At 63.6% G+C, this 12580-nt stretch carries 10 protein-coding genes; 5 read left to right on the plus strand and 5 right to left on the minus strand.

Annotated features, from left to right (window positions below; genetic code table 11):
* Window positions 1-21: 21 nt before the first annotated feature.
* The 5 genes from ACGYLA_RS08180 to cysE all read left to right on the plus strand — a co-directional run bounded on the left by ACGYLA_RS08180 (window position 22) and on the right by cysE (window position 6824).
* Window positions 22-654, plus strand: coding sequence for a TIGR02217 family protein (locus ACGYLA_RS08180; RefSeq protein ID WP_394431734.1), 633 nt, complete (start codon window positions 22-24; stop codon window positions 652-654).
* Window positions 654-1541 (plus strand): DUF2163 domain-containing protein, encoded by an 888-nt coding sequence (locus tag ACGYLA_RS08185; RefSeq protein ID WP_394431736.1) that lies wholly within the window; start codon window positions 654-656, stop codon window positions 1539-1541. Before ACGYLA_RS08180 ends, ACGYLA_RS08185 begins: the two co-directional genes overlap by 1 nt.
* Window positions 1538-1984: an NlpC/P60 family protein gene (locus tag ACGYLA_RS08190; RefSeq protein ID WP_394431738.1), complete on the plus strand. Its 447-nt coding sequence runs from the start codon at window positions 1538-1540 to the stop codon at window positions 1982-1984. The genes ACGYLA_RS08185 and ACGYLA_RS08190 overlap by 4 nt, the downstream gene beginning before the upstream one ends.
* Window positions 1984-5913 carry a glycoside hydrolase/phage tail family protein gene (locus ACGYLA_RS08195; RefSeq protein ID WP_394431740.1) on the plus strand — a complete coding sequence of 1310 codons (3930 nt, stop codon included), beginning with the start codon at window positions 1984-1986 and terminating at the stop codon, window positions 5911-5913. The genes ACGYLA_RS08190 and ACGYLA_RS08195 overlap by 1 nt, the downstream gene beginning before the upstream one ends.
* Window positions 5914-6011: 98 nt before the next feature.
* Window positions 6012-6824 (plus strand): serine O-acetyltransferase, encoded by an 813-nt coding sequence (gene cysE / locus ACGYLA_RS08200; protein WP_209217607.1) that lies wholly within the window; start codon window positions 6012-6014, stop codon window positions 6822-6824.
* A 71-nt stretch (window positions 6825-6895) separates the two neighbouring features.
* Here the strand turns inward: cysE and ACGYLA_RS08205 are convergent, their stop codons facing one another.
* From ACGYLA_RS08205 to ACGYLA_RS08225, 5 genes are all read right to left on the minus strand, one after another.
* On the minus strand, window positions 6896-8251 hold the full coding sequence (locus ACGYLA_RS08205) for a pyruvate dehydrogenase complex dihydrolipoamide acetyltransferase (RefSeq protein WP_394431742.1): 1356 nt from the start codon (window positions 8249-8251) through the stop codon (window positions 6896-6898).
* A gap of 10 nt (window positions 8252-8261) precedes the next feature.
* The gene (locus ACGYLA_RS08210) at window positions 8262-9653 is read right to left on the minus strand and encodes a pyruvate dehydrogenase complex E1 component subunit beta (RefSeq protein ID WP_394431744.1); all 1392 of its coding nucleotides are present in this window, start codon (window positions 9651-9653) and stop codon (window positions 8262-8264) included.
* Window positions 9654-9657: 4 nt separating this feature from the next.
* On the minus strand, window positions 9658-10665 hold the full coding sequence (gene pdhA, locus ACGYLA_RS08215) for a pyruvate dehydrogenase (acetyl-transferring) E1 component subunit alpha (RefSeq protein WP_271689898.1): 1008 nt from the start codon (window positions 10663-10665) through the stop codon (window positions 9658-9660).
* A gap of 205 nt (window positions 10666-10870) precedes the next feature.
* A complete protein-coding gene (locus ACGYLA_RS08220; protein WP_067265383.1) occupies window positions 10871-11170 on the minus strand; it encodes a septum formation initiator family protein in 300 nt (99 codons plus the stop codon).
* Window positions 11171-11291: 121 nt separating this feature from the next.
* A complete protein-coding gene (locus ACGYLA_RS08225; RefSeq protein WP_394431746.1) occupies window positions 11292-12470 on the minus strand; it encodes a phosphoglycerate kinase in 1179 nt (392 codons plus the stop codon).
* Window positions 12471-12580 lie beyond the last annotated feature (110 nt).

A 12580-nucleotide genomic window follows, 5' to 3' on the forward strand; every position in this document is an offset into this window, starting at 1 on the left:
CGGCGGATAAAGGAGCAGATCATGCAGTTTCACGAGGTCAGATTTCCCCCGTCGCTAAGCTTTGGCTCTGTCGGGGGGCCGCAACGGCAGACAGATGTGGTCACCTTGGCCAACGGCCATGAGGAGCGTAACTCGCCTTGGGCCCATTCGCGGCGGGTCTATGATGCCGGGCTGGGGATGCGCTCAATCGACGATCTACAGGTGCTGATTGCCTTTTTCGAGGCACGCATGGGACAGATGTACGGGTTTCGCTGGAAAGATTGGGCCGATTATAAGTCGGGCAAAATGGCGCTTCCGGTGGCTTTCGACGACCAGAGCATCGGCTATGGGGATGGGGTCCGGGCGGCGTTTCAACTGACCAAGACCTACCGCTCGGGGGCGCAGTCCTATCGCCGTCCGATCACCAAACCGGTGGCCGGGACCGTGCGCGTGGGGCTGGAGCAGGATGAGCTGCGCGAGGGCGTCGAATTTGAGGTCGACGCAGAGAGCGGGATCATCACCTTTGCCCATCCGCCTGATCCTGAGATCGAGATTTTCGCGGGCTTCGAGTTCGACGTGCCGGTGCGCTTTGATACCGACCGCATTCTGGTCTCGGTCGAGAGTTTTCAGGCCGGACAGGTGCCCGACGTGCCGGTGATCGAGGTGCGGGTCTGATGGCGGGGCTGGACAGAGGCTTTGCAGCCCATATCGCGCAGGGTGTGACGACGCTCTGCCATTGCTGGCAGGTGACGCGCGCGGATGGGGCGGTATTTGCCTTTACCGATCATGACATGCCGCTGGTGTTCGACGGGGTCACCTTTCGCGCCGATACAGGGCTGAGCGCGAGGGCGCTGGACCAGACCAGCGGGTTGTCGGTTGATAACACAGAGGCGCTTGGCGCGCTCAGCGATGATGCGATCCGCGAGGATGAAATCGAACAGGGGCGCTTTGATGGCGCCGAGGTGCAGGCGTGGCTGGTGAACTGGGCGGAGCCCGCGCAGCGGCGGCTGCAATTTCGCGGCTCAATCGGTGAGTTGCACCGCGCGGGGGGCAGCTTTCGCGCCGAGTTGCGCGGGCTGACGGAACCGCTCAACCGGCCCATGGGGCGGGTCTATCAAAAGCCCTGTTCGGCGGTGTTGGGAGATGGCAAGTGCCGGTTCGATCTCACCGCGCCCGGCTATGCTGAGACGCGTGTGGTCGAGACGATTGCGGAGGCGCAGTATTTCCGTTGGACCGCGTTCCCGGGCTACGAGGAAGGTTGGTTTGCCCGGGGGCGGCTCGATGTGCTGGAGGGGCCAGCGGCGGGGCTCTGGGGCATGGTCAAACGTGACTACCATGAGGACGGGCAGCGCGTGATCGAGCTTTGGCAGCCGATCCGCGGCGCGGTGGCGGCGGGCGCCCGTGTCCGGCTTACCGCAGGCTGCGACAAGCGGATGGAAACCTGTCGGCTGAAATTCAACAACCTGCTGAACTACCGCGGCTTTCCCGATTTGCCGGGGGAGGATTGGATGATGGCGGTGCCCCGGTCGGACGGTGCGAACGGCGGCGGGTCGCGCCGATGAGTGCGGCGGGGGAGCGTTTGGTACAGGGCGCCCGCGGATGGATCGGCACGCCCTATGTGCATCAGGCGGCGACAAAGGGGGCGGGCTGCGATTGTCTGGGGCTGATCCGGGGGCTTTGGCGGGAGTTGCTGGGCGCGGAACCTGAGACGGTCCCGGCCTATTCGCTGGATTGGTCCGAGCCGCAGGGGGAGGAGCGGCTCTGGGCGGCGGCGCGGCGTCATATGGCGATGAAAGACAGCGGTGATGCGGCCCCCGGTGACGTGCTGCTTTTCCGAATGCGGCAGGGTGCGGTGGCAAAGCACCTTGGGCTGCAGGCGCGCGTCGGGGCCAGCGCCAGTTTCATCCACGCCTATGCGCGGCACGGGGTGGTGGAAAGCCCGCTCAGCCCGGCATGGCAGCGGCGCATCGTGGCGCGTTTTGTATTTCCTGAGGAGGTCTCCTGATGGCGACGATTGTTCTTTCGGCAGCGGGGGCGGCGGTTGGCGGCTCCATCGGGGGCACGCTGGCGGGGCTGTCTTCGGTCGCGGTGGGCCGCGCGGTGGGGGCGAGCCTTGGGCGGTTGGTGGATCAACGCTTGCTGGGCCAAGGCGGGGAGGCGGTCGAGACCGGCAAGGTGGATCGCTTTCGCCTGACAGGCTTGGGCGAAGGGGCGGCGATACCGCAGCTTTACGGGCGGATGCGACTGGCGGGGCATGTCATCTGGGCCTCGCAGTTCCAAGAGGTCACCGAAGTCAGTGGCGGCGGAAAGGGCGGCCCGCCGACGCCGAAGACGACCGAATACAGCTATACCGTCAGCCTTGCCATCGGGCTCTGCGAAGGGGAGATCACCAGCGTCGGGCGCATCTGGGCAGATGGGGAGGAGATTGCCCCGGACGATCTGAACATGCGCATTTACCGGGGCGCGGCGGACCAGCAGCCTGACCCGACCATCGCCGCGATTGAGGGCGCGGACCGGGTGCCCGCCTATCGCGGCACGGCCTATGTGGTGATGGAGGACCTTTCGCTTGCGCAATTTGGCAACCGGGTGCCGCAGTTCTCTTTCGAGGTGCTGCGCCCGGAACAGCCGCAAGCGCCGGGGTGGGAGCATGCGCCCGCCTATGGTGTTCAGGGGGTCGCCTTGATCCCCGGCACCGGGGAATACGCGCTGGCGACGACCCCGGTGCATTACACCGATGGCCCCGGCAGCCGGTGGAGCGCCAATGTGAACTCGCCCGCCGCCAAGACCGATTTTGCTGTGTCCTTGGAAAGCCTGACCGAGGAATTGCCACGGTTGGAAGCGGCCTCTCTCGTCGTGTCGTGGTTTGGCAGCGATCTGCGCTGCGGCGACTGTCGCCTGCGGCCCAAGGTCGAAGACCCGGATATCGATGGGGAGAATATGCCTTGGCGGGTCTCTGGCGTGACGCGTGGCACGGCGGAGGTGATCGCCCAGCAAGAGGCGCGCCCGATCTACGGCGGCACGCCAGCCGATGCCGCGGTGATTGAGGCCATTCACGCGCTGAAGGCAGCGGGCAAGGCGGTGATGTTCTATCCGTTTATCTTGATGGATCAGACCGAAGGCAACGGCCTGCCGGACCCCTATAGCGATGCCGAGGACCAGCCCCGCTTGCCGTGGCGCGGGCGGATCACGCTTTCGGTGGCCCCGGGGCAACCGGGCAGCCCGGACGGTACGGCGGTGGCAGAAGCCGAGGTGGCGGCGTTTTTTGGAACCGTCACGGCTGCGGATTTCGCGGTGGGCGAAGGCTCGGTTATCTACAACGGCCCCGAGGAATGGACCCTATCGCGATTCATCTTGCACTATGCCGCGCTTTGCGCAGCGGCAGGCGGGGTCGAGGCGTTCTGCATCTCCTCGGAAATGCGGGGACTGACGCAGATACGCGCGGCGGGCAACAGCTTTCCCGCGGTGGCCGCGCTGCGGGCCTTGGCCGGAGAGGTGCGCGCCTTGTTGGGGCCGGAGGTTAAGATCAGCTATGCCGCTGATTGGTCTGAGTATTTCGGCTATCACCCGCAGGATGGCAGCGGCGATGTCTTCTTTCACCTTGATCCGCTATGGGCAGATCCGCAGATCGATTTCATCGGGATCGACAACTACATGCCGCTGTCTGATTGGCGCGATGAGGAAGGGCATCTGGACGGCGAGAACTGGCCCGCGATCTACGATGTCGGCTATCTGAGATCCAACATCGAAGGCGGCGAGGGCTATGACTGGTACTACCATTCGCCCGAGGCCCGCGACGCGCAGATCCGCACGCCGATCACCGATGGCGCGCATGATGAGCCTTGGGTGTACCGCTACAAAGACCTGCGCCGTTGGTGGGAGAGCCCGCACCACCCGCGTATCGGCTGGCAGCGGCAAGCCGCTCCAACGGAATGGCAGCCGATGTCGAAACCGATCTGGTTCACGGAATACGGCTGCGCGGCCATCGACAAAGGGGCGAACCAGCCCAACAAGTTCCTCGATCTGAAGAGCTCGGAAAGCGCCTTGCCGCATTATTCCACTGGCGCGCGGGACGATCTGATGCAGATGCAATATCTGCGGGCGATCTCGGATTACTGGCGCGATCCGGCGCATAATCCGATTTCGGAGGAATATGGTGCGCCGATGCTGGATATGACGCGCGCTTTTGTCTGGGCATGGGACACGCGGCCGTTTCCCTTCTTCCCCAACGATGTCGATCTCTGGAGCGATGGGGAGAATTACAGCCGGGGCCACTGGCTGAACGGGCGCGCCTCGGCGCGGTCGCTGGCCTCGGTCGTGGGAGAGATTTGCCGCCGCGCGGGTGTGGCGCATTTCGATCCCTCCGCGCTGTTCGGCTATGTGCGCGGCTATATGGTAGCCGAGGTTGGCGAGGCGCGGGCCGCGCTGCAACCGCTGATGCTGCGTTATGGGTTTGACGCGATCGAACGCGACGGGGTCTTGCAGTTTCGGATGCGTGACGGGACGGATGCGTTGCCCCTCGACCCCGATCACTTGGCGGTTCACCCCGACCTGAGCGGGTTGACCGAGCAGTTGCGTGAGGCGGAGGCCGAAGTCTCGGGCCGTGTGCGGCTGCGGTTCATTCAGGCCGATGCGGATTTTGACCCGATTGCCGAAGAGGTGGTTCTGGCAGATGAGGCGACCCATGCGGTCACCGGGACCGAGTTGAACATGGCCTTGACCCGGGGCGAGGGGCGGCAGGTGGCCGAACGCTGGCTGACCGAAGCGCGTGTCGCGCGTGAGACGCTGCGGCTGGCATTGCCGCCGTCGCGGATGGCTGTCGGGGCGGGGGATGTGATCGAACTGCCGGGCGATGGGGCGGAGGGGCCGGGGCGCTACCGCGTCGACCGGGTGGAACAGGCCGGCTCCCTGCTGATCGACGGCGTTCGGATTGAGCCCGAAGTCTATGATCCCGCACCGCTTGATGAAGAACTTGCAGCGCTGCGCCCCTTCGTCCCGCCGCTGCCGGTTCTGCCGCAGTTCATGGACCTGCCGCTTTTGCGCGGGGATGAGGTGCCCCATGCGCCGCATCTGGCGGTGACGGCGACCCCTTGGCCGGGGTCCGTCGCGGTCTACCGCTCTGCCGTGGATTCGGATTATGCGCTGAACGCCATCGTGGCGAACCGGTCGATCATGGGCGTTACCCAAACGCCGCTAAGCGCGGCACGACCAGGGTTGATTGACGCGGGGCCGGTGCTGGAGGTCAAATTAACCAGCGGCAGCCTTCAGTCCGTTAGCAGAGAGGCGCTTTTGAATGGGGCGAACCTTGCCGCCATTGGGGATGGGAGCGCGGACCGTTGGGAGTTGTTCCAGTTTGAGGAGGCGCAGCTTGTCGCCCCGATGACCTATTGGCTGACGGGTCGCTTGCGCGGGCAGGCAGGCAGCGATGGGTTGATGCCCGAGGTTTGGCCCACCGGGTCGCGCTTTGTGCTGATGAACGGGACGCCACAGCAGGTCGAGCTGAGCCCGCACTTGCGCCGCGTGGCGCAGCATTACCGCATCGGGCCTGCGCGGCGACCGGTGGATGACCCCTCTTACCTGCATCAGGTTCATGCCTTTGACGGGAATGGTCTGCGGCCCTACAGCCTCTGTCATCTGCGGGCCGAGGCTGGGGCCAGTGGCGATATCACCCTTAGCTGGATTCGCCGAACGCGGATCGACGGCGACGCTTGGGAGGGGCCGGAGGTGCCGCTTGGCGAGGAAAGTGAACGCTATCTCTTACGCGTTTACGAAGGCGGCGAGCAGCGGCGGGAGGTGCTGATCGATACGCCGCGGTGGATCTATAGCACTGCGGCACGGGCGGCGGATGGCGTCAGCGGGGCGTTTGACGTGACGGTGGCGCAGGTCTCGGCCACATATGGCGCGGGGCCGACTACAGGTTTGACCGTCCCCGGATAGGCCCGCGCGTTATCACGATTTTGAGCATGTGCGGATTTACAAATGGTCCTACGCTATTGCATGAGCTACCCTTACGGCAGAGTGAAGGAGCCCGTGCCATGGCGCAGACACGCAGAAATATCTCGAAAGTGGACCCGGTCTGGGACCAGATTCAGCAAGAGGCTGAGGATGCGGTGCGTGATGAGCCGTTGATCGGCGGCTTTGTGCATGCCTGTATCCTGCACCATAAATCTATCGAGAATGCGCTTTCCTATCGCATCGCGGCCAAGCTTTCGTCGAACGAGATGTCGATGATGGTCGTGCGCGAGATGGTCGAAGAAGCCTATGCCGAAGACCCTGATCTCGTCGCCGCGGCGCGTGCGGATCTGGTGGCCATCTATGACCGAGACCCGGCCTGCCACCGGTTGTTGCAGCCGATTCTGTATTTCAAAGGCTATCAGGCGGTGCAGGCCTACCGCGTGGGCCATTACCTCTATGCTAAGGGCAAGCGCGATCTGGCCTATTTCATCCAGATGCGGGTGAGCGAGATTTTTGGCGTGGATATCCACCCGGCGGCCAAGATGGGCAAGGGCATCATGATCGACCACGCGCATTCCATCGTCATCGGTGAGACGGCGGTGGTGGGCGACAACGTCTCGATGCTGCATTCGGTGACCCTTGGCGGCACCGGCAAAGAGGAAGAGGACCGTCACCCCAAGATCGGCAATGGCGTGTTGATTGGCGCAGGCGCGAAGGTTCTGGGCAATATCTCTATCGGCCATTGCAGCCGCATCGCGGCGGGGTCGGTTGTGCTGGAGCCTGTGCCCGCCTGCAAAACCGTCGCCGGGATCCCCGCGCGGATCGTTGGGGAGGCGGGCTGCGATCAGCCGTCGATGTCGATGAACCATCTTTTCGGGCCAGACGCCGAATAACGGCAGATGCCAGTATCGCAATAGAAAAGCCGGGGCATGCCCCGGCTTTCTTCGTTTGGGTGGTGCCGCCCTTAGGCCAGCATGATCATCGGATTTTCAAGGTTCTCGACAATCGCATTCAACAGTTGGGCTCCGAGCGCCCCGTCGATCACGCGGTGATCGACCGAGAGGGTCACGGACATTACCGTTGCCGCCGTGATCTCACCGTCCTTGCCGATGATGGGCTTTTTGACACCAGCCCCCACGGCGAGAATTGCGCCATGCGGCGGGTTGATGACCGCGTCGAAATTGTCGATCCCGAACATGCCGAGGTTGGAGATGGCGAAGCTGCCACCCTGATACTCATGCGGTGCCAGCTTGCGGTCGCGGGCGCGGGTGGCAAGGTCTTTCATCTGCGCCGAGAGGGTCGAGAGCGACTTGGTGTCGGCGTCCTGTAGCACGGGGGTGAACAGCCCGCCTTCGATGGCCACGGCCACGGCCACGTCCGATGGCTTGAGCTTCAGGATACGATCCCCGGCCCAGACGGCGTTGGCATCCGGCACCGATTGCAGCGCCAGCGCACAGGCTTTGATGATAAAATCGTTGACCGAGAGCTTCACGCCGCGCGCTTCGAGTTGCTTGTTCAGATCACTGCGGAAGGAGAGCAGCGCGTCGATTTGAATGTCGCGGCGCAGGTAGAAATGCGGGACCGTCTGCTTGGCCTCGGTGAGGCGCGCGGCGATGGTCTTGCGCATCCCGTCGAGCTTGACCTCTTCGACCTCGCGGTCCTCGTACATCTTGCGCACGGCGTCGGAGGAGGGGCCGGCGGGAGCAGGCTGTGTCACCGGCGCGGCGTCCTTGGCGGCGGCGGGGCTGTCGGTGTTGGCAGCCGTCTGCTGGGCGCTTTCCACATCGGCTTTGACGATCCGACCACGCGGGCCGCTGCCTTCGATTTGGGTGAGGTCCAGCCCCTTGTCCGCAGCGATCCGGCGGGCGAGGGGGGAGGCGAAGATGCGCCCGCCCTTGTCGTCCTTGGGCGCGGCGGGGGCTTTGGCGTCGCTGTTGGTCGGCGCGTCATTTGCATCCGTCGCACCGCGGCCATAGCCCGCTTCGGGCGTTTCGGCCTCGGCTGCTTTGGGCGCTTCCTCGGCCTGAGGTTTCTCTTCTTTGGCCGGGGCGGCGCTGTCGATGTCGTCGGCGCTTTCGCCTTCCTCGAGCAGCACGGCGATCGGCGTGTTTACCTTCACGCCTTCGCTGCCTTCTTCGATCAGGATTTTGCCGATGGTGCCTTCGTCGACGGCTTCGAACTCCATCGTGGCCTTGTCGGTCTCGATCTCGGCGAGGATGTCACCCGAGGCGACCTCGTCCCCTTCCTTGACCAGCCATCTGGCGAGCGTGCCTTCCTCCATCGTGGGCGAAAGGGCGGGCATGAGAATTTCTGTGGGCATGATCCGCTCCTTACCGGTAGGTGACTTTGCGCACGGCTTCGATCACCTCGTCGGTGGTAACCAGCGCGTGTTTTTCGAGGTTGGCGGCATAGGGCATGGGCACGTCCTTGCCGGTGCAGGTGATGACCGGGGCGTCGAGGTAGTCGAACGCCTCCTGCATGATCACGCCGCTGATGTAGCCACCCACCGAGCCCTGCGGCCAGCCTTCTTCGACCGTCACGCAGCGGTTGGTCTTCATCACGGATTTAAGCACCGTTTCGGTGTCCATCGGGCGCAGGGTGCGTAGGTCGATGACCTCGGCCTCGATACCGTCCTCGGCCAGTTTCTCGGCCGCTTCCAGCGCATAGGTCATGCCGATGCCGAAGCTGACGATGGTGACATCCGAACCCTCGCGCCAGATGCGGGCCTTGCCGAAGGGGACGGTGTAATCCTCGAGGTCCGGCACATCGAAGCTACGACCGTAGAGAATTTCGTTCTCAAGGAAGATCACCGGGTTCGGATCGCGGATCGCTGTCTTCATCAAGCCTTTGTAATCGCTAGCCGAATAGGGCATCGCGACCTTGAGGCCGGGGATCTGCATGAACCACGCGGCGTAGTCTTGCGAGTGCTGCGCGCCGACGCGGGCGGCGGCACCGTTGGGACCACGGAAGACCATGGGCGCGCCCATCTGGCCGCCGGACATGTAGAGTGTTTTCGCCGCCGAGTTGATGATCTGGTCCATTGCCTGCATGGCGAAGTTGAAGGTCATGAACTCGACGATGGGGCGCAAACCGCCGAAGGCCGCGCCGACGCCGATACCGGCAAAGCCATGTTCAGTGATCGGCGTGTCGATCACGCGCTTGGCGCCGAATTCGTCTAGCAGACCTTGGGAAATCTTGTAGGCGCCTTGGTACTCGGCGACTTCTTCGCCCATGAGGAAGACGTTCTCGTCGCGGCGCATTTCCTCGGCCATGGCGTCGCGCAGCGCTTCGCGGACGGTTTGCTGCTTCATCTCGGTGCCCTCTGGCCAGTCGGGGCTGGTGTCGGGCTCGGGCTGCTTCTTGCCCTCGGCAGGCGCTTCGCGGTCATCGTCCGAGGATTTAACCTGCGCGGGCTTAGCCTCTTCGCCCTTGTCCTCGGCGGGGGCGGATTTCGCGGTTTCGATGTCGTCGGCGCTTTCGCCTTCTTCGAGCAGCACGGCGATGGGGCTGTTCACCTTCACGCCTTCGGTGCCTTCTTCGATCAGGATCTTGCCGATGGTGCCTTCGTCCACGGCCTCGAATTCCATCGTGGCCTTGTCGGTTTCGATCTCGGCGAGGATGTCACCGGAGGAGACTTCGTCGCCTTCCTTGACCAGCCATTTCGCCAGCGTGCCTTCTTCCATGGTGGGGCTGAGGGCGGGCATGAGAATTTCGGTTGCCATTGCTTCAGGCCTCCTGCGGAACTTCGGTTGCGTAGATGTCGGTCCAGAGCTCGTCGAGGTCGGGCTCCGGGCTCTCCTTGGCGAAATCGGCGCTTTCGTTCACGATCTGCTTGATCTCCTTGTCGATGGCCTTGAGATCTTCCTCGCTCGCGTGGTTGCCCTCTAACAGCAGGCTGCGCACGGCCTCAATCGGGTCGCGTTCGTCGCGCATCTTCTGCACTTCCTCGCGGGTGCGGTATTTCGCGGGGTCGGACATGGAGTGACCACGGTAGCGGTAGGTCTTGATCTCCAGAATATAGGGGCCGTCCTTGCGGGCGTGTTCCACGGCCTTCTGACCGGCTTCCTTGACAGCCAGCACATCCATGCCGTCGACCGCCTCACCGGGGATGCCGAAGGCGCGGCCACGTTCCCAGATCTCGGCCGAGGAGGTCGAGCGCTGCTGCGAGGTGCCCATGGCGTATTGGTTGTTCTCGATCACGAAGATCACCGGCAGTTTCCACAGAGCGGCCATATTGAAGGTCTCGTAGACCTGGCCCTGGTTCGCCGCACCGTCGCCGAAATAGGTGAAGGTGACGCGCCCGTTGCCCTTGTATTGATCGGCAAAGGCAAGGCCCGCGCCAAGCGGCACCTGTGCCGCCACAATGCCGTGACCGCCATAGAAATGCTTCTCTTTCGAGAACATGTGCATTGAGCCGCCCTTGCCTTTGGAATAACCGCCCTCGCGGCCCGTCAGCTCGGCCATGACGCCGTTAGGGTCCATGCCGCAGGCCAGCATATGGCCGTGGTCGCGGTAGGAGGTGATGCGCTTGTCGCCTTCCTCAGCAGCGGCCTCAAGCCCAACAACGACCGCTTCTTGTCCGATATAGAGGTGACAGAACCCCCCGATCAGCCCCATGCCGTAAAGTTGTCCGGCTTTCTCTTCAAACCGCCGGATCAGCAGCATGTCGCGGTAGTAGCTGGTCAGCTCCTCCGCCGAGACATTGGGTTTCTTGCTCGATTTCCTCGCGGCCATGGACGTCTCCTCCGTCGGCTTTGGTCAGGTGCCAAAAGTAGTTTAGCGTTAAACTATTCCCTAACGCATTCCAGAATGGATTGCGAGAGACTTTGTGAAGTGGTGCGCGCACCACGGCTGACAAGGCGAAGGAGGCCAGAGATTTGGTGTGATTGCAAGGCCGCAGGCGCAGGGCAGGGGCCGATAGACGATAAGCCGCGAAAGCTTAGCGAATGACGATCTCATCGGTACGGACCATGCCCAGCACTTTGCGCGCACGTTCGTCGAGAAGATCAAGGTCGAGGTAGTCGTCCGACAGGCGGCGGGTCAGGTTTTCCATCCGGGCCACCTCAGCGCGGACCTCGGCCAAACGGTCGCTCAGCTTTTGGTTCTCGGCCACGATCTCGGTCCGGCGGAACAGGCCGAAATCCCCCTGCACGGCGGCGAAGGTGAAATACAGGCTCAGCGCGAAAGCGATTGCGAAGAACAGCAATGTGCCGAAAGCCGGTCGGGTGTTGCGTGTCATGGTTCTGCCTCTGCGTCTCTTGGCGGACGTGACATCAGTATGACACAGGCGATTCGTTATGGGAATCCCACAATTGCGGGAAACCCGTTGTTTTTAGCGGTAAATCGCGTTTTTGCGCGACTTAGCCGCCCAAAGCTGCGACGCCGGGCAGGGTCTTGCCTTCCATCCATTCAAGGAAAGCGCCCCCGGCGGTGGAGATATAGGTGAAGTCATCCGCCACGCCCGCTTGGTTCAGCGCCGCGACCGTGTCACCGCCCCCGGCGACCGAGGTCAGCGTGCCCTCGCGGGCCTTGGCGGCGGCGGCTTGGGCCGCGGCGACGGTGGCGGTGTCGAAGGGCGGGATTTCAAAGGCTCCCATGGGGCCGTTCCAGATCAGGGTACGCAGTTCGGCGAAGGCGGTCTCGACCAATGCGACGGTCTCGGGGCCCGCGTCGAGCACCATCTGATCTGTCGCGAGCTTCGCATCGGGGCCAAGCGGGGCGACCTCATGGGCCGCACCCTTGGCGAACTCCCGCGAGACCAGACCGTCGACCGGCAGGATGACCCGGCAGCCCGCCTTCTCGGCCTGCGCCATGATGTCCTTGGCCGTGTCGTAGTAGTCCGGCTCTTCCAACGATTTGCCCAGATGGGCCCCAAGTGCGGCGAGGAAGGTGTTCGCCATGCCACCACCGATGACCAAGACGTCGAGCCGGTTCACGAGATTTTCCAAAAGCGCGATCTTGGTGGAGACTTTGGCCCCACCCACGACCGCGCCCACCGGGCGCTCGGGCTTGGCCAGTGCCGCCTCCAGCGCCGAGAGCTCCGCCTGCATCAAGCGCCCTGCGCAGGCAGGCAGCAGCCGCGCCAGCGCCTCGGTCGAGGCATGGGCGCGGTGCGCGGCAGAGAAGGCATCGTTGCAATAGATATCGCCGAGCGCGGCCAACCGGCGGGCGAAATCTTCGTCATTGGCCTCTTCACCGGGGTAGAAGCGGATGTTTTCCATGAGTTGCAGGTCGGCCTGCGCGTCGCCTGCGGCGTCCAGCGATGGCAGGAATGCCACGTCGCGGCCCAGGGCCTTTTCCAGCGCGGGAAGGACTTGGCGCAGGCTCATCTCCTCGACGACCTTGCCCTTGGGCCGTCCGAAATGCGCCAGCAGCGTCACCTTGCCGCCGCGCGACAGGATGTCGTTCACCGTGGGCACGATCCGCTCGATCCGCGTGGCATCAGTGACGCGGCCCTCCTCGACCGGCACGTTGATGTCGACACGCAAGAGCACCCGCTTGCCGTCCAGTTCCATATCGTCCAGTGACTTCCAGCCCATCGGTCTTCTCCCAATCCAATCTCTTGCGCTGTGTTTTGCTGTTATCTGGCCTCAGGTCAATGCGCGGCTTGGCAATCGCGGCCAAGCTCCTTAGGTATCTGGCAAAGACA

The organism is Sulfitobacter sp. 1A13679 (assembly GCF_043557115.1).
GTDB lineage: Bacteria > Pseudomonadota > Alphaproteobacteria > Rhodobacterales > Rhodobacteraceae > Sulfitobacter > Sulfitobacter faviae.

Bases quoted from the DNA above. Each gene is read 5' to 3' on its own strand.
- ACGYLA_RS08180 (WP_394431734.1), top strand. From the start codon at position 22: ATGCAGTTTCACGAGGTCAGATTTCCCCCGTCGCTAAGCTTTGGCTCT.
- ACGYLA_RS08185 (WP_394431736.1), top strand. From the start codon at position 654: ATGGCGGGGCTGGACAGAGGCTTTGCAGCCCATATCGCGCAGGGTGTG.
- ACGYLA_RS08190 (WP_394431738.1), top strand. From the start codon at position 1,538: ATGAGTGCGGCGGGGGAGCGTTTGGTACAGGGCGCCCGCGGATGGATC.
- ACGYLA_RS08195 (WP_394431740.1), top strand. From the start codon at position 1,984: ATGGCGACGATTGTTCTTTCGGCAGCGGGGGCGGCGGTTGGCGGCTCC.
- cysE (WP_209217607.1), top strand. From the start codon at position 6,012: ATGGCGCAGACACGCAGAAATATCTCGAAAGTGGACCCGGTCTGGGAC.
- ACGYLA_RS08205 (WP_394431742.1), bottom strand. From the start codon at position 8,251: ATGCCCACAGAAATTCTCATGCCCGCCCTTTCGCCCACGATGGAGGAA.
- ACGYLA_RS08210 (WP_394431744.1), bottom strand. From the start codon at position 9,653: ATGGCAACCGAAATTCTCATGCCCGCCCTCAGCCCCACCATGGAAGAA.
- pdhA (WP_271689898.1), bottom strand. From the start codon at position 10,665: ATGGCCGCGAGGAAATCGAGCAAGAAACCCAATGTCTCGGCGGAGGAG.
- ACGYLA_RS08220 (WP_067265383.1), bottom strand. From the start codon at position 11,170: ATGACACGCAACACCCGACCGGCTTTCGGCACATTGCTGTTCTTCGCA.
- ACGYLA_RS08225 (WP_394431746.1), bottom strand. From the start codon at position 12,470: ATGGGCTGGAAGTCACTGGACGATATGGAACTGGACGGCAAGCGGGTG.